Source organism: Virgibacillus salarius (assembly GCF_039521925.1).
In the GTDB taxonomy this organism is placed as follows: domain Bacteria; phylum Bacillota; class Bacilli; order Bacillales; family Amphibacillaceae; genus Virgibacillus; species Virgibacillus salarius.
In genome coordinates this window covers 24,555-41,148 of record NZ_BAAACY010000019.1, presented here as the reverse complement: position 1 = coordinate 41,148, position 16,594 = coordinate 24,555, and the positions used below count along the sequence as shown (strand labels likewise).

Below are 16,594 nucleotides of genomic sequence, written 5' to 3'. Positions count from 1 at the left end.
AACTATTCTTACTTAGCAGTTTTACCTTCTTTACGACGTACGTATTCACCTTCGTAACGAATACCTTTACCTTTATACGGTTCTGGCGGACGAATTGCTCTAATATTAGAAGCAACCGCTCCAACCAACTCTTTATCAATACCTTTAACAATAACTTGTGTGTTTTTTGGTACATCAATTTCGATACCGTCAACAGGGTCTAATTCAACAGGATGTGAGTAACCAGCGTTAATCACTACTTTGTTACCTTGTTTTTGCGCACGGTAACCAACCCCGATAATTTCAAGAGACTTCTCAAATCCTTTACTTACTCCTTCAACCATGTTGTTGATAAGGCTTCGAGTAGTACCGTGTAATGCGCGGTGGTCTTTGTGATCACTTGGACGCTCTAGCGTAATCACATTATCCTCCATATTAACTTTAATATCTGGATGTAGATTTCGTGTTAACTCACCTTTAGGTCCTTTAACTGAAACAACATTACCTTCCAGTTTAACTTCTACACCTTGGGGAATTTCAATCGGTTTAAGTCCTATACGAGACATTCCATGCACCTCCTCATCATTAAATAATCAATTACCAGACATATGCAAGTACTTCGCCACCAACTGCTTGAGAACGCGCTTCTTTGTCTGAAAGCACTCCTTTAGAAGTTGAAACGATAGCAATACCTAATCCGTTAAGTACACGTGGTACCTCATTAGCTTTTGCGTAAACACGTAAACCTGGTTTACTAATTCGTTTTATACCTGTAATAACTCGCTCTTCGTTTGTACCGTATTTAAGGAAAATACGCAGAACGCCTTGCTTGTTATCTTCAACAAGCTCATAGTCAGAAACAAAACCTTCACGTTTCAAGATATCAGCGATCTCTTTTTTGATTGTAGAAGCCGGAAGCTCTAACTTTTCATGTTTTACCATGTTAGCATTACGAATACGAGTTAGCATATCTGCGATTGGATCTGTCATAACCATTAATCATTACCTCCTTCCCGAATCGGGGTTTACCAGCTTGCTTTTTTGACACCAGGAATTTGACCTTTATAGGCAAGTTCACGGAAACAAATACGGCAAAGTTTAAATTTACGGATTACAGAATGTGGACGGCCACAACGTTCACAACGTGTATATTCACGTACTTGGTACTTTTGTGGACGTTTTTGTTTTGCAATCATTGATTTTTTAGCCACTATTTTCCCTCCTTGTATTAGCTCTTTCGTTTACTTTTGGAAAGGCATGCCTAGCTGAGCCAGAAGTTCACGAGCTTCTTCGTCAGTATTGGAGCTTGTTACGATAACAATATCCATACCACGTACTTTGTTAACTTTATCATAGTTAATTTCTGGGAAAATTAGTTGTTCTTTAACACCTAATGTGTAGTTTCCACGACCATCAAAAGCTTTTTTAGAAATACCACGGAAGTCACGTACACGTGGAAGTGATACTGCAATTAGCTTTTGAAGAAATTCGTACATACGCTCACCGCGAAGGGTTACTTTAGCACCGATTGGCATTCCTTCACGGAGACGGAAACCAGCGATAGATTTCTTTGCACGAGTTATCATTGGCTTTTGACCAGAAATTAATGAAAGCTCTTCGACAGCGTTATCCAAAGCTTTTGAGTTCTGTACTGCATCACCAACACCCATGTTGATGACAATCTTCTCGATTGCTGGTACTTGCATCACAGATTCATAGTTAAATTTATTCATCAAAGATGGTACTATTTCATCTTGGTATTTATTTTTAAGTTGATTCATCATGTCGCCCTCCTTTCGCTGAACCTATTTATCTAATGCTTCACCGGATTTTTTAGCGATGCGGACTTTCTTTCCATCACGTACTTCATGCCCAACACGAGTTGGTTCACCGGATTTAGGATCTATCGGCATTACGTTAGAAACATGGATTGGTGCTTCTTGATTAAGAATACCGCCCTGCGGGTTTTCTTGAGAAGGTTTGGCATGTTTTTTAATCATATTAATTCCTTCAACTAGCACACGATCCTTTTTCGGGTATGCTTCTAAGATAGTACCTTCTTTTCCACGGTCTTTGCCGGAAATTACTTTAACTTTATCACCTTTTTTTACATGCATGCTTAACGCACCTCCTAACAAGGCTAATTTTTAGCTTATAATACTTCTGGAGCAAGAGATACGATTTTCATGAATTTTGCATCACGTAATTCACGTGCGACTGGTCCGAAGATACGAGTTCCTCTTGGACTTTTATCATCACGGATGATTACCGCTGCATTTTCATCAAAACGAATATATGACCCATCTTTACGGCGTGCACCAGACTTCGAACGAACAATAACAGCTTTAACAACGTCACCTTTTTTGACAACGCCTCCTGGTGTTGCTTCTTTTACAGTACATACAATAACATCACCGATATTAGCTGTTTTACGTCCTGATCCACCCAATACTTTAATGGTTAGCAATTCACGAGCACCAGAGTTATCTGCGACTTTCAAACGAGTTTCTTGTTGAATCATATCGCTGTGACCTCCCTTCGGATCTTCCTTAGCGAACTATATTATATAATTACCGCTTCTTCAACAACTTCAACTAGACGAAAACGCTTAGTAGCTGATAGCGGACGAGTTTCCATGATACTTACAATGTCACCAGTTTTAGCCTGGTTATTTTCATCATGTGCTTTGAACTTTTTAGAGTATTTTACACGTTTGCCGTATAGCTTGTGGAACTTATACGTTTCAACTAAAACAGTAATTGTTTTATCCATTTTATCGGAAACAACACGGCCTGTGTATACTTTACGATTATTACGTTCAGTCATATCGAGGCTAACCTCCTCTTCAATTTTCTAGTTATTTACGCTTAATTCACGTTGACGTACTACAGTTTTCATACGTGCAATTGACTTTCTAACTTCACGAATGCGTGCAGTGTTTTCCAATTGGCCTGTTGCAAGTTGGAAGCGTAAATTAAATAGTTCTTCTTTTAACGATTTAACTTTTTGTTCAATTTCGGCAGTGGTTAGTTCTCTAATTTCATTAGCCTTCATTGCTTTCACCACCAATTTCTTCACGTTTTACAAACTTAGTTTTGATCGGAAGTTTATGAGAAGCAAGACGCAACGCTTCGCGAGCAACCTCTTCTGATACACCTGCGATTTCAAACATAATTTTCCCTGGCTTAACTACTGCTACCCATCCTTCAGGAGCACCTTTACCGGAACCCATTCGAACCTCTAGGGGTTTTGCAGTGTATGGTTTGTCTGGGAAGATTTTAATCCAAACCTTACCGCCACGTTTCATGTAACGAGTCATTGCAATACGAGCAGCCTCGATTTGACGGCTAGTAATCCATGAAGCTTCTGTTGCTTGCAGACCAAATTCACCGAAAGCTACTGTTGTGCCGCCTTTAGCTTGGCCTCTCATTTTACCACGATGTTGTCTACGATATTTCACACGTTTAGGCATTAACATAATGCATTGCCCCCTTCCTTATTTTTCTGATTTAGTTGGAAGGACTTCTCCACGGTAAATCCACACTTTTACACCTAATTTACCATAGGTTGTATCAGCTTCTGCTGTACCATAGTCTATATCAGCACGTAAAGTGTGTAGTGGTACTGTTCCTTCACTATAATGTTCCGCACGAGCGATATCTGCTCCGCCAAGACGTCCAGATACTTGTGTTTTAATCCCTTTTGCTCCAGCGCGCATTGCACGTTGAATGGTTTGTTTTTGAGCACGACGGAATGAAATACGGTTTTCTAATTGACGAGCAATATTTTCAGCAACTAATGTTGCATCGATATCGACTTTTTTGATTTCTACGATATTGATATGAACTCGTTTGCCTGTAAGGCTGTTCAATGATTTACGTAGTGCTTCTACTTCTGACCCGCCTTTACCAATTACCATACCTGGTTTACCAGTATGAATCGTAATGTTCACGCGGTTTGCTGCACGTTCTATTTCGATCGAAGAAACAGCAGCAATTTTTAAGCGGTTTTCAAGATATTCTCTAATTTTAATATCTTCGTGTAGTAAGTCTGCATAGTCCTTGCCTGCGTACCATTTAGACTCCCAGTCTTTAATAATACCGACGCGAAGACCTGTTGGATTTACTTTTTGACCCACTGACTATCCCTCCTTCTTTTCTGTTACCACAACTGTGATGTGGCTTGTGCGCTTGTTAATTCTGCTTGCACGTCCTTGTGCACGTGGACGGAAACGTTTCAACGTAGCACCTTCGTTTACGAATGCTTCCGAAACTACTAGATTGTCTGTATCCATTTCGTAGTTATGCTCTGCATTAGCGATCGCAGAGTTTAAAACTTTTTCTACGACTGGAGAAGCACCGCGCTGTGTATGGCGTAAAATCGCAATTGCTTCACCAACATTTTTTCCTCGAATAAGATCAACGACTAAACGTACTTTACGAGGAGCAATACGAACCGATTTCGCAACGGCTTTAGCTTGCATGTTGTGTGCCTCCTCTCATTAGCGTTTTGTTTTCTTATCATCGCCGGCATGCCCTTTGTAAGTGCGTGTTGGCGCGAATTCTCCTAATTTGTGTCCGACCATGTCTTCTGTAATATATACTGGAACATGTTTACGTCCGTCATAAACAGCAATCGTATGTCCGACAAAAGTAGGGAATATAGTAGAGCGACGAGACCAAGTCTTTACTACTTGTTTTTTATCGCCTTCATTTAAAACTTCAATCTTTTTCATCAGATGGTCATCTGCAAAAGGTCCTTTTTTCAAACTGCGACCCATGGATAAACCTCCTTTCGCACTTGAGAGACGGGTAATTTTTCCCGCCACAGTTTTCGTTTATTTTTTACGCTTACGAACGATATATTTATCAGACGGCTTGTTGCGTTTACGTGTTTTATATCCAAGGGTTGGTTTACCCCAAGGTGACATTGGTGATTTACGTCCGATTGGCGCACGTCCTTCACCACCACCGTGTGGGTGATCATTCGGGTTCATAACAGATCCACGTACAGTTGGGCGCTTGCCTAACCAACGAGAACGTCCTGCTTTACCAACACGAACAAGCTCATGTTCGATGTTACCAACTTGACCTACAGTAGCACGACAAGTAGATAATACTAAACGAACTTCCCCTGATGCTAAACGAACCAATGTGTACTTCTCTTCACGTCCAAGGATTTGAGCTTCAGCACCAGCTGAACGAGCAAGCTGTCCGCCGCGTCCTGGCTTTAATTCAACATTGTGAATGATCGTACCAACTGGAATATTTGCTAGTGGTAGAGCATTTCCTAATTTAATATCAGCACCTTCGCCAGATTCAATTTCCTGACCTACTTTGATTCCTTTTGGTGCTAGAATATAACGTTTTTCACCATCAGCATAATGAATTAATGCAATATTAGCTGAACGGTTCGGATCATATTCAACAGTAGCAACGCGTCCTGGTATACCATCTTTATCACGTTTGAAATCGATGATACGGTATTGACGCTTATGGCCGCCACCTTGATGACGAACAGTTAATTTCCCTTGATTATTACGACCACCACGTTTGTAAAGCGGGCTTAAAAGGGATTTTTCTGGCGTATCTGTGGTGATTTCTGCAAAATCAGATACGGACATATTACGTCTACCATTTGACGTCGGTTTGAACTTTTTAATCGCCATCTTGTTTTCCCTCCTTCACAAAATTCTTTTGTTATGCTTCAAAGAAGTCTAGTTCTTTACTATCTTCTGAAAGCTGTACGATAGCTTTTTTGCGGTCTGAACGATACCCACCGTAACGTCCCATTCGCTTGAATTTACCTTTTAAGTTCATTGTGTTTACTTTTTCTACTTTCACTCCAAAAACTAGTTCAACAGCGTTTTTAATTTCTGTTTTGTTAGCTTTAGGGCTTACTTCAAACGTGTATTTCTTTTCTGCCATTAAATCAGCTGAGTTCTCAGTGATGACAGGGCGCTTAATAATATCACGTGGATCTTTCATTATGCAAGCACCTCCCCTGCTTTTTCAGCTGCATCCTTCGTTAGGATCAGCTTGTCATGTCCAAGCAAGTCTAGAATATTTAGCTCTTCTACAGTTAGAACATTAACAGATTGCAAGTTGTTTGCTGAGCGGATAACTGACTCATCTTTTTCAGAAACTACAATCAATGCTTTTGTATCAACATTCAATGCATCTAGCATCTTAACTATTTCTTTCGTTTTTGGAGTATCCATTACGATACTTTCCAAAACTACAAGGTTATCTTCGTTTACCTTTGAAGATAGTGCAGATTTTAGCGCTAGACGACGGACTTTCTTTGGTAATTTGTAGCTGTAACTGCGCGGTGTTGGTCCGAATACAGTTCCACCGCCAACCCATTGTGGAGAACGAATAGAACCTTGACGTGCACGACCAGTTCCTTTTTGACGCCATGGTTTACGACCACCACCACGTACTTCAGAACGGTTTTTTACCGCATGCGTACCTTGACGTAAAGACGCACGTTGCATTACTACTGCTTCATGTAAAACATGTGTGTTTGGTTCAATGCCGAATACAGAATCATTTAATTCCATATCACCAGCTTTTGTACCGTCTTGTTTTAATAGTGCTACTTTAGGCATGACATATCCTCCCTTCGTGTGTATGATTAGTTAGCCTTAATTGCACTCGTGATTTTTACGAATGATTTTTTTGCACCTGGAACATTACCTTTGACTAAAAGTAGATTGCGTTCTTCATCTACATTGACAATTTCTAGGTTTTGAATCGTTACTTGATCGCCACCCATACGCCCTGGAAGTGGTCTTCCTTTAAATACACGCATTGGGTCAACAGCACCAAGAGAACCCGGGCTTCTGTGGTAATGAGATCCATGGGACATTGGGCCACGTTGTTGGTTGTGACGCTTAATGGAACCTTGGAATCCTTTCCCTTTTGTTGTACCAGTTACATCGATTTTATCTCCAGCTTCAAAAACATTAACGCTGATTTCTTGACCTACTTCATATTCATCAAGATTTGCGTTACGGATTTCACGAACGTAGCGCTTAGGGGTTGTGTTTGCTTTTTCAGCATGACCTTTTTCCGCTTTGTTAGTACGTGATTCCTTCGCATCAGCAAAACCGAGTTGTAGCGCTTCGTAACCATCATTCTCTAACGTTCTTTTTTGCAATACCACATTTGGCTCAGCTTGAATAACTGTAACAGGGATTAACTCTCCAGTTTCAGAAAATAGCTGAGTCATGCCGATTTTACGACCTAAGATTCCTTTCGTCATCCGTTACACCTCCTATTTAAAACAAAAATTATAGTTTGATTTCGATATCTACACCAGATGGTAAGTCAAGACGCATTAGTGAATCAACTGTTTGTGGTGTAGGATTAACAATGTCGATTAGACGCTTATGTGTACGCATTTCGAATTGTTCACGTGAATCCTTATATTTATGAACCGCACGTAGTACAGTGTAAACTGATTTTTCTGTAGGTAGCGGAATTGGACCAGACACATTTGCACCTGAACGCTTCGCAGTATCTACAATTTTCTCAGCTGATTGATCTAGAATACGGTGATCATAAGCTTTTAAACGGATTCTGATTTTTTCTTTTGCCATTATTTTCCCTCCTTTTTCGCCCATATTTGTATAGACATACTCCACGGAAATTTCTTAACAACCAGCCATGGCAAAGGGGCCGGGTGTGCCAACAACCTTCCGTTTCATCGCCTCTGATGACCAACATTCTTATTATATAGAAAAAAACTGGTCAATGCAACCCTTTATACATAAATTCTAGGGAATTGCACATCTATGTATTATACGTGTTCTAGCTAGTGATTTCAAGGGATTATACTAAAATAAAACTGGAAAATCGTAGAAATTCTAGCTATTACAGTTTAAAATATTATAAGATTCATCTATTTCATTATTATTAGATTTACTATTTAACGGTTCATCATATAAAAAAACAAAGCACAGATAGCGTCGTCACGCCAGCTGTGCTTTATATTATAGCATTAATTATTTTTCAATTGAAGTTACAACACCAGATCCAACAGTACGTCCGCCTTCACGGATAGAGAAGCGAGTACCATCTTCAATAGCGATTGGTGAAATAAGCTCAACACTCATTTCGATGTTATCTCCAGGCATAACCATTTCAGTACCCTCTGGAAGTGTAATAACACCTGTTACGTCAGTAGTACGGAAATAGAATTGTGGACGATAGTTTGCGAAGAATGGCGTATGACGTCCACCTTCTTCTTTAGATAGAACATAAACTTCTGATTTAAATTTAGTGTGTGGAGTAATAGAGCCTGGTTTAGCAAGCACCTGTCCACGATTGATTTCTTCACGAGCAACACCACGTAGAAGTGCACCAATGTTGTCTCCAGCTTCAGCATAGTCAAGAAGCTTACGGAACATTTCCACACCAGTTACAGTAGTTTTTTCAGCTTTTTCGTTTAGACCGATGATTTCAACCTCATCACCAACACGTACTTCACCACGTTCAACACGACCAGTGGCAACTGTACCGCGTCCAGTGATAGAGAATACGTCCTCAACAGGCATCATGAATGGTTTGTCTTTGTCACGATCTGGAGTTGGGATATACTCGTCAACAGCATTCATTAGTTCAACGATTTTTTCTTCGTATTCTGCATCTCCTTCAATTGCTTTAAGAGCAGAACCTTTGATTACTGGTACATCATCACCAGGGAAATCGTATTCTGTTAATAGATCACGAACTTCCATTTCTACAAGTTCTAGTAATTCTTCATCGTCTACCATATCTGTTTTGTTAAGGAATACAACGATTGAAGGTACTCCAACGTTTTTAGAAAGTAAGATATGCTCACGAGTTTGTGGCATTGGACCATCTGCAGCAGATACTACTAGGATAGCTCCGTCCATTTGAGCAGCACCAGTGATCATGTTTTTAACATAGTCAGCGTGACCTGGGCAGTCAACGTGTGCGTAGTGACGAGTATCTGTTTCATATTCTACGTGGGAAGTTGCAATTGTGATTCCACGTTCTTTTTCTTCTGGTGCGTTATCGATTTGGTCATAAGCCATTTCCGTACCTTTACCAGATTTTTTATGCATTACAATTGTAATTGCAGCAGTTAATGTAGTTTTACCATGGTCAACGTGTCCAATTGTACCAACGTTTACGTGACTTTTAGAGCGATCGAACTTTTCTTTAGCCATTTATAGTTCCTCCTTTAAATAAGTAAAAGTGTTTTTTGTAATTTTATGATGTGCAAAGAAACAATGATAGACATCATTTCTTTGCCTTCAATACAAGTTATACTTTAGATTTATCAAAAAATCAATTATTCACCAGCATTTTTCTTAATAATTTCTTCAGAAATACTCTTCGGTACTTCTTCATAATGGTCAAAATGCATAGTGAATGTTCCGCGTCCTTGTGTGTTCGAACGTAACGCAGTTGCGTAACCGAACATTTCAGATAGAGGCACAAATCCTCTCACAACTTGAAGAGGTCCACGTGCTTCCATTCCTTCCACACGACCACGACGAGAGGTAACATCTCCCATAATATCTCCCATGTATTCTTCTGGGATAACAATTTCAACCTTAGCAATTGGCTCTAGTAAAACAGGGTTACATTTGTTCTTAGCTGCTTTCAAAGCCATGGATGCCGCAATCTTAAATGCCATTTCGTTAGAGTCAACGTCATGGTAGCTTCCATCATATAATGTAGCTTTTATATCAATTAGTGGGTAACCGGCTAATACACCATTTTCCATTGATTCTTCAATTCCAGCTTCAACAGAAGGGATGTATTCACGTGGTACAACACCACCAACAATTTTGTTTTCAAATTCGAATCCAGCGCCTTCTTCGTTTGGTTCGAATTTAACCCATACGTGACCATATTGACCGCGTCCACCAGACTGACGTACGAATTTACCTTCGACTTCAGCAGATGCACGGAACGTTTCACGGTAAGCAACCTGAGGGGCACCAACATTTGCTTCTACTTTAAACTCACGCTTTAATCGGTCAACAATGATATCTAGGTGAAGCTCACCCATACCTGAAATAATTGTTTGGCCGGTTTCTTCGTTTGTTTCCGTTTTAAACGTTGGATCCTCTTCAGCAAGCTTAGCTAAAGCAATACCCATTTTATCTTGGTCTGCTTTTGTCTTCGGTTCAATAGCTACGCCAATTACTGGTGTTGGGAAGTCCATTGACTCAAGAATAACTAAATCCTTTTCATCACATAGAGTGTCACCAGTAGTTGTGTCTTTCAAACCAACAGCTGCTGCGATCTCACCAGAGTATACGCGAGAAATCTCTTCACGGGAATTTGCGTGCATTTGCAGGATACGTCCTACACGTTCACGCTTATCCTTTACAGAGTTTTTCACATAGGAACCTGAATCTAATGTTCCAGAATATACGCGGAAGAAAGTAAGCTTACCAACATAAGGGTCTGTCATTACTTTAAATGCTAAAGCAGAGAACGGTGCATTATCATCAGAAGGACGAGTTACCTTCTCTTCTGTTCGAGGAACGATACCCTCAATTGCAGCAACGTCTGTTGGAGCAGGTAGATAATCAAGTACACCATCAAGCATTAACTGAACACCTTTGTTTTTGAAAGCTGAACCAGCATATACTGGGTAAAATTCTACATTCAATGTAGCTTGACGAATTGCTGCTTTCAGTTCATCGTTAGAGATTTCTTCTCCTTCTAGATACTTCATCATCAATTCTTCATCAAGCTCAGATACAGCTTCGATCAAGCTGCCGCGTAGCTCTTCTGCTTTTTCTTTATACTCATCAGGAATGTCACGAGCCTCAGCACGAGTTCCCAAATCATCCTCATAAAAGAATGCTTCCATCGTGATTAGGTCAATGATTCCTTCAAAGTTATCTTCAGCACCGATTGGTAACTGAACAGGATGTGCATTTGCACCTAAACGCTCTTTTAGCGTACCTGTTGAGTAAAGGAAATCTGCACCAATTTTATCCATTTTATTAATGAATACGATTCTTGGTACACCATAGGTTGTTGCTTGACGCCATACTGTTTCAGTTTGTGGCTCAACACCAGATTGAGCATCAAGTACTGTTACTGCTCCGTCAAGCACGCGTAGGGAACGTTCAACCTCTACAGTGAAGTCTACGTGACCCGGTGTATCAATAATATTGATACGATGTTCTTTCCATGCAGCAGTTGTTGCAGCGGAAGTAATTGTAATTCCACGCTCTTGCTCCTGCTCCATCCAGTCCATTTGCGAAGCACCTTCGTGTGTTTCACCAATTTTATGAATACGTCCTGTATAGAAAAGAATACGCTCAGTAGTAGTGGTCTTACCTGCATCAATGTGTGCCATAATACCAATATTACGCGTCTTTTCCAAGGAGAACTCTCTAGCCATGTATTCTTCTCCTTCCTAGCTTGGGTTTGTTTTATCTTACCAGCGATAGTGAGCGAATGCTTTGTTCGCTTCTGCCATTTTGTGCATTTCTTCGCGTTTTTTAACGGAAGCACCTGTATTATTAGAAGCATCTAAGATTTCATTTGCTAGTCGTTCTTCCATTGTTTTCTCTCCGCGTAGACGAGAGTAGTTTACAATATAACGAAGTCCTAATGCTTGACGACGTTCTGGGCGTACTTCCATCGGTACTTGGTAGTTTGAACCACCAACACGACGAGCACGTACTTCTAGCACCGGCATTACATTCTTCATTGCCTGTTCAAAAACTTCCATTGCATTTTGTCCGCTTCTTTCAGAAACTAATTCAAATGCATTGTAAAGAATTTTTTGCGCTTTACCTCTTTTTCCGTCAATCATGATCTGGTTGATTAAACGAGTCACTAGTTTGGATTTATAAAGTGGATCTGGCAAGACATCGCGTTTAGGTACTGGTCCTTTACGTGGCATATGTCCTTCCTCCTTTCTTCTATTTGAATGAGTTAATCAGTTACTTATTGCTTCGGTTTTTTGGTACCGTATTTAGAACGACCTTGTTGACGTCCTTCAACACCCGCAGTGTCTAGCGCACCACGAACAATGTGATAGCGAACACCAGGTAAGTCTTTAACACGACCTCCACGTAGAAGTACAACACTGTGCTCCTGAAGGTTGTGACCAATTCCAGGGATATATGCAGTTACTTCCATATTGTTAGATAGACGTACACGAGCATATTTACGAAGTGCTGAGTTCGGCTTCTTAGGTGTTAGTGTACCAACACGAGTACATACCCCACGTTTTTGTGGTGAGTTTTGGTCCGTTAGTTTCTTCTTAAAACTATTGTACCCTTTGTTAAGTGCTGGAGAGTCAGACTTCTTTGGTTTGCTTACGCGTCCTTTGCGTACAAGCTGGTTAATAGTAGGCATTGTATTTTCCTCCCTTCATAATCTATATCATCTGTTTAGCTAATGTTTTGCGCGGGGTTTGTAATCCCACACATCCAGGTGGTTCATCTTTTGGCAAAAAACAAAGCTTCAACGAAAGATTCGCTAAAACTATTCATGCTTTACTGCTGCGGTTGATGCACCTACCTCTATGCCACATGCAACCCCAAGTTTTTTCTTGGAATCTACATACTGACAAGGGATGCCAAGCTCCTTAGCCAAACTTACGACTTTTTGTGTCATATGTTGATCAGCATCATCAGCAATAAACACTTCACTTATTTCACCATTTTTCATGGCTTTAAGTGTCTGCTTTGTTCCGATAATTATTCGTGATTGAACTTGCATTACTTTTTCATAAGACATTTCATATCCTCCAAAGTAACAAGTATAATCGGAAGCACCTTGAATATTCTATCACTCACATTTTTTAATGTCAATATCAAATAGATATTTTTGCACTTCCGATTTAAGATCACTTGTCCTATTGAATACTGTATAAGCTTGGCTTTCACATCAAAACAACAGTTCAGTTAAAATGTGAAAGCCTGTTTATTTATTGTACAGTTTCTGTTTCTTCTACTTCTTCCACTTCAATTGGCTCATCTAAGCCAGGCTTTACTCTTCGGTAGCGTTGCATTCCTGTACCAGCAGGAACAAGCTTACCGATAATGACATTCTCTTTCAGACCCAATAACTCATCACGCTTACCTTTGATTGCTGCATCTGTAAGTACCCTAGTGGTTTCTTGGAAAGATGCTGCAGATAAGAACGAATCTGTTTCAAGAGAGGCTTTTGTAATACCAAGTAATACAGGTTTACCAATAGCTGGCTGGTAGCCCTCTTTAAGCACTGTATGGTTGGCGTCTCTGAACTGATGGATTTCTAATAAAGAACCTGGTAACACATCGGTGTCTCCGGAATCCACCACTCGGATTTTGCGAAGCATTTGACGTACCATAACTTCCACGTGCTTGTCACCGATTTCTACCCCTTGCATTCGGTATACTCGTTGAACTTCACGTAGCAAGTAATCTTGTACGCCTTCCACTCCTCGAATGCGCAATAAATCTTTCGGATCAATAGAACCCTCTGTAAGCTCTTGACCAGCGGCAATTTCGTCCCCAACCGTTACCTTCATTCGAGCATTATAAGGAACAGCGTAGGAACGTTGTTCTACATCACCTTGAATAACGATCTCTTGCTTATCTTTCACTTCTTTAACTTCTAGAACGGTTCCGAATATCTCACTGATGACCGCTTGCCCTTTCGGATTACGCGCTTCAAATAATTCTTGAATACGTGGTAAACCTTGTGTAATATCGTCTCCGGCAACCCCACCCGTATGGAATGTACGCATCGTTAACTGGGTTCCTGGCTCACCAATAGACTGGGCAGCAATAATTCCAACAGCTTCTCCGACTTCTACATCGGCACCTGTTGCTAGGTTACGTCCATAACATTTTTGACAGACACCATGTTTCGTGTTACATGTAAACGCACTGCGAATCGTTACTTCTTCGATTCCAGCTTCCGTTATTTGTTTTGCTTGATCCTCTGAAATTAAATGATCAGCTTCAACAATTACTTCGTTGGTTTCAGGATGTTTTACTGAATAGAAAGCTGTACGTCCGATTAATCGATCAATTAATGGCTCGATCATTTCGGTTCCATCTGTTAAAGCAGCTACTTTTAAGCCGCGATCTGTACCACAGTCTGCCTCACGTACAATAACATCCTGCGCCACATCCACAAGACGACGAGTTAGGTAACCAGAGTCAGCTGTTTTCAGCGCTGTATCCGCTAGACCTTTACGTGCACCGTGTGTAGAAATAAAGTATTCTAGAACGGTTAAGCCTTCACGGAAGCTTGACTTGATCGGTAATTCAATAATCTTACCAGCTGGGTTGGCCATTAGTCCACGCATACCCGCCAGCTGCGTAAAGTTAGAAGCATTACCCCTTGCACCAGAATCACTCATCATAAAGATAGGGTTTCTGTTACTTAGTGAGTGCATCAGCTTATCCTGAATGGTGTCTTTTGCTTGTGACCAAACGGCAATGACGCGATCATATCTTTCATCTTCCGTAATAAGACCTCTGCGGAATTGTTTCAAGACATTATCAACTTTTTTCTGTGCCTCATCTAAGATTTCCTCTTTTTCTGGAAGTACAACAATATCTGAAATACCAACTGTCATACCAGCTTTCGTTGAATAACTAAAACCAAGATCCTTCATTCGATCTAACATCTTTGAAGTTTCACTAATCTTAAACCGTTTAAAGACTTCTGCGATAATATCGCCAAGGAAGCCTTTCTTAAATGGCTTAATGATATCTCGAGATTGAATTACTTCCTTTACATTAGTTCCACGTTCTACAAAGTACATTTCTGGGGTGCGATCCTCTAGATTCACCTTTGTAGGTTCATTAATATACGGGAACGAATCAGGTAAAATTTCATTAAAGATTAATTTACCAACGGTTGTAATTAATAACTGTGACTTCTGTTCTTCAGAGAATGTTACGTTATTTAAATTGGATGCGTGTACCGCAACTCTTGTATGCAAATGTACATACCCGTTTTGGTAAGATAATAAAGCTTCATTCAGATCATTAAATATCGTACCTTCTCCGACTGCATTTTCACGTTCCAGCGTAAGATAATAGTTTCCTAATACCATATCTTGTGATGGTGTAACTACCGGTTTTCCATCTTTAGGGTTTAAAATATTTTGCGCTGCAAGCATCAAAATACGAGCCTCTGCTTGCGCTTCAGCAGATAATGGTACGTGAACAGCCATTTGGTCCCCATCAAAGTCGGCGTTATAAGCTGTACATACTAATGGATGTAATCGGATCGCACGACCTTCAACCAGTGTTGGTTCAAATGCTTGAATACCTAATCTGTGGAGCGTAGGTGCACGGTTTAGAAGTACAGGGTGTTCCTTGATTACTTCTTCTAAGACATCCCAAACTTCAGGGTGTACACGCTCAATTTTGCGTTTTGCAGATTTAATATTATGCGCAATTCCTTTTGCTACAAGCTCTTTCATAATAAATGGCTTGAACAATTCCAATGCCATTTCTTTCGGAAGTCCACATTGATACATTTTCAAATGTGGTCCAACAACGATTACAGAACGTCCGGAATAGTCCACACGTTTTCCTAATAGATTTTGACGGAAACGACCTTGCTTCCCTTTCAACATATGAGAAAGAGATTTTAGTGGTCTGTTACCTGGTCCTGTAACAGGACGACCGCGTCGACCATTATCGATCAATGCATCAACTGCTTCCTGCAACATGCGCTTTTCATTTTGCACAATGATACTTGGAGCGCCAAGATCCAGCAAGCGTTTAAGACGATTGTTTCGATTAATAACGCGTCGATAAAGATCGTTTAAATCTGATGTCGCAAAACGTCCACCATCTAACTGAACCATCGGGCGAATTTCCGGTGGAATGACTGGTAAAACATCTAAAATCATCCAAGATGCTTCATTGCCAGAATGACGGAAAGACTCTAGTACCTCTAATCGTTTAATAGCACGAGTTCTACGTTGTCCCTGTGCTGTCTTAAGCTCTTCTTTTAACGCATCTACTTCTTTCTCTAAATCAATATCCTGCAATAATTTACGGATTGCTTCGGCGCCCATCTGAGCTTTGAATGACTTTCCGTATTTATCGTAATAAGCCCGGTATTCTTTCTCAGACAGTAATTGTTTCTTTTCTAAAGGTGTATTACCTGTTTCTGTCACAATATATGCAGCAAAGTAAATAACTTCTTCTAACGCACGTGGTGACATATCTAAAACAAGACCCATTCTACTTGGAATTCCTTTAAAATACCAAATATGGGATACAGGTGCTGCGAGTTCGATGTGACCCATGCGCTCACGACGAACCTTAGCTTTTGTAACTTCTACGCCACAGCGGTCACAAACTACGCCCTTATAGCGAACACGTTTATACTTTCCGCAATGACATTCCCAATCTTTTTGTGGCCCGAAAATACGTTCACAAAACAATCCATCTTTTTCAGGCTTTAGTGTACGGTAATTAATCGTTTCCGGCTTCTTCACTTCACCATATGACCATGAACGAATTTTTTCTGGTGAAGCTAAACCAATTTTCATATACTCAAAATTATTTACATCTAGCAAGGGGCCAACCTCCCTTTTAGTGTCCGATTTTACCAAGCTACCTATGAATATATTTAATCTAAAG

General features: G+C 40.3%; 23 protein-coding genes. All 23 read right to left on the bottom strand.

Features of this window, described 5'->3' with window-relative positions:
- Window positions 1–8 precede the first annotated feature (8 nt).
- A complete protein-coding gene (rplF, locus tag ABDZ84_RS03415; RefSeq protein ID WP_026680247.1) occupies window positions 9–545 on the bottom strand; it encodes a 50S ribosomal protein L6 in 537 nt (178 codons plus the stop codon).
- 31 nt (window positions 546–576) lie between these two features.
- Entirely contained in the window at window positions 577–975 is a 399-nt protein-coding gene (gene rpsH, locus ABDZ84_RS03410; RefSeq protein ID WP_026680246.1) for a 30S ribosomal protein S8, read from the bottom strand.
- 29 nt (window positions 976–1,004) lie between these two features.
- Complete coding sequence (locus ABDZ84_RS03405; protein ID WP_019375521.1) at window positions 1,005–1,190, bottom strand: type Z 30S ribosomal protein S14; 186 nt, start codon at window positions 1,188–1,190, stop codon at window positions 1,005–1,007.
- A gap of 30 nt (window positions 1,191–1,220) precedes the next feature.
- Complete coding sequence (gene rplE / locus ABDZ84_RS03400; protein ID WP_026680245.1) at window positions 1,221–1,760, bottom strand: 50S ribosomal protein L5; 540 nt, start codon at window positions 1,758–1,760, stop codon at window positions 1,221–1,223.
- Window positions 1,761–1,784: 24 nt separating this feature from the next.
- Window positions 1,785–2,096, bottom strand: a complete 312-nt coding sequence (gene rplX, locus ABDZ84_RS03395; RefSeq protein ID WP_026680244.1) for a 50S ribosomal protein L24 — start codon at window positions 2,094–2,096, stop codon at window positions 1,785–1,787.
- A gap of 35 nt (window positions 2,097–2,131) precedes the next feature.
- Window positions 2,132–2,500, bottom strand: coding sequence for a 50S ribosomal protein L14 (rplN, locus tag ABDZ84_RS03390; RefSeq protein WP_026680243.1), 369 nt, complete (start codon window positions 2,498–2,500; stop codon window positions 2,132–2,134).
- Between the two features lie 41 nt (window positions 2,501–2,541).
- Window positions 2,542–2,805, bottom strand: coding sequence for a 30S ribosomal protein S17 (gene rpsQ, locus ABDZ84_RS03385; protein WP_026680242.1), 264 nt, complete (start codon window positions 2,803–2,805; stop codon window positions 2,542–2,544).
- 27 nt (window positions 2,806–2,832) lie between these two features.
- A complete protein-coding gene (gene rpmC / locus ABDZ84_RS03380) occupies window positions 2,833–3,033 on the bottom strand; it encodes a 50S ribosomal protein L29 (protein ID WP_026680241.1) in 201 nt (66 codons plus the stop codon).
- Window positions 3,023–3,457, bottom strand: a complete 435-nt coding sequence (rplP, locus tag ABDZ84_RS03375; RefSeq protein WP_026680240.1) for a 50S ribosomal protein L16 — start codon at window positions 3,455–3,457, stop codon at window positions 3,023–3,025. The genes rpmC and rplP overlap by 11 nt, the downstream gene beginning before the upstream one ends.
- An 18-nt stretch (window positions 3,458–3,475) precedes the next feature.
- Window positions 3,476–4,117, bottom strand: a complete 642-nt coding sequence (rpsC, locus tag ABDZ84_RS03370; RefSeq protein ID WP_026680239.1) for a 30S ribosomal protein S3 — start codon at window positions 4,115–4,117, stop codon at window positions 3,476–3,478.
- Between the two features lie 3 nt (window positions 4,118–4,120).
- Window positions 4,121–4,462, bottom strand: coding sequence for a 50S ribosomal protein L22 (gene rplV / locus ABDZ84_RS03365; RefSeq protein WP_026680238.1), 342 nt, complete (start codon window positions 4,460–4,462; stop codon window positions 4,121–4,123).
- Between the two features lie 18 nt (window positions 4,463–4,480).
- Window positions 4,481–4,759 (bottom strand): 30S ribosomal protein S19, encoded by a 279-nt coding sequence (gene rpsS / locus ABDZ84_RS03360; protein ID WP_026680237.1) that lies wholly within the window; start codon window positions 4,757–4,759, stop codon window positions 4,481–4,483.
- Window positions 4,760–4,816: 57 nt separating this feature from the next.
- On the bottom strand, window positions 4,817–5,647 hold the full coding sequence (gene rplB / locus ABDZ84_RS03355) for a 50S ribosomal protein L2 (RefSeq protein ID WP_026680236.1): 831 nt from the start codon (window positions 5,645–5,647) through the stop codon (window positions 4,817–4,819).
- Between the two features lie 31 nt (window positions 5,648–5,678).
- Entirely contained in the window at window positions 5,679–5,966 is a 288-nt protein-coding gene (gene rplW / locus ABDZ84_RS03350; RefSeq protein WP_026680235.1) for a 50S ribosomal protein L23, read from the bottom strand.
- The gene (gene rplD, locus ABDZ84_RS03345) at window positions 5,966–6,589 is read right to left on the bottom strand and encodes a 50S ribosomal protein L4 (protein ID WP_026680234.1); all 624 of its coding nucleotides are present in this window, start codon (window positions 6,587–6,589) and stop codon (window positions 5,966–5,968) included. Before rplD ends, rplW begins: the two co-directional genes overlap by 1 nt.
- A gap of 26 nt (window positions 6,590–6,615) precedes the next feature.
- Window positions 6,616–7,245: a 50S ribosomal protein L3 gene (gene rplC, locus ABDZ84_RS03340; RefSeq protein WP_026680233.1), complete on the bottom strand. Its 630-nt coding sequence runs from the start codon at window positions 7,243–7,245 to the stop codon at window positions 6,616–6,618.
- 28 nt (window positions 7,246–7,273) lie between these two features.
- Complete coding sequence (gene rpsJ / locus ABDZ84_RS03335; protein WP_021292712.1) at window positions 7,274–7,582, bottom strand: 30S ribosomal protein S10; 309 nt, start codon at window positions 7,580–7,582, stop codon at window positions 7,274–7,276.
- Window positions 7,583–7,987: 405 nt separating this feature from the next.
- Window positions 7,988–9,178: an elongation factor Tu gene (gene tuf / locus ABDZ84_RS03330; RefSeq protein WP_026680232.1), complete on the bottom strand. Its 1,191-nt coding sequence runs from the start codon at window positions 9,176–9,178 to the stop codon at window positions 7,988–7,990.
- Between the two features lie 125 nt (window positions 9,179–9,303).
- Entirely contained in the window at window positions 9,304–11,382 is a 2,079-nt protein-coding gene (gene fusA, locus ABDZ84_RS03325; protein ID WP_026680231.1) for an elongation factor G, read from the bottom strand.
- 36 nt (window positions 11,383–11,418) lie between these two features.
- A complete protein-coding gene (rpsG, locus tag ABDZ84_RS03320) occupies window positions 11,419–11,889 on the bottom strand; it encodes a 30S ribosomal protein S7 (protein WP_026680230.1) in 471 nt (156 codons plus the stop codon).
- A gap of 44 nt (window positions 11,890–11,933) precedes the next feature.
- Window positions 11,934–12,347, bottom strand: coding sequence for a 30S ribosomal protein S12 (gene rpsL / locus ABDZ84_RS03315; protein WP_026680229.1), 414 nt, complete (start codon window positions 12,345–12,347; stop codon window positions 11,934–11,936).
- A gap of 129 nt (window positions 12,348–12,476) precedes the next feature.
- Window positions 12,477–12,731 carry a 50S ribosomal protein L7ae-like protein gene (locus tag ABDZ84_RS03310; RefSeq protein WP_026680228.1) on the bottom strand — a complete coding sequence of 85 codons (255 nt, stop codon included), beginning with the start codon at window positions 12,729–12,731 and terminating at the stop codon, window positions 12,477–12,479.
- A gap of 190 nt (window positions 12,732–12,921) precedes the next feature.
- Entirely contained in the window at window positions 12,922–16,530 is a 3,609-nt protein-coding gene (gene rpoC / locus ABDZ84_RS03305) for a DNA-directed RNA polymerase subunit beta' (RefSeq protein ID WP_026680227.1), read from the bottom strand.
- Between the last annotated feature and the right edge of the window lie 64 nt (window positions 16,531–16,594).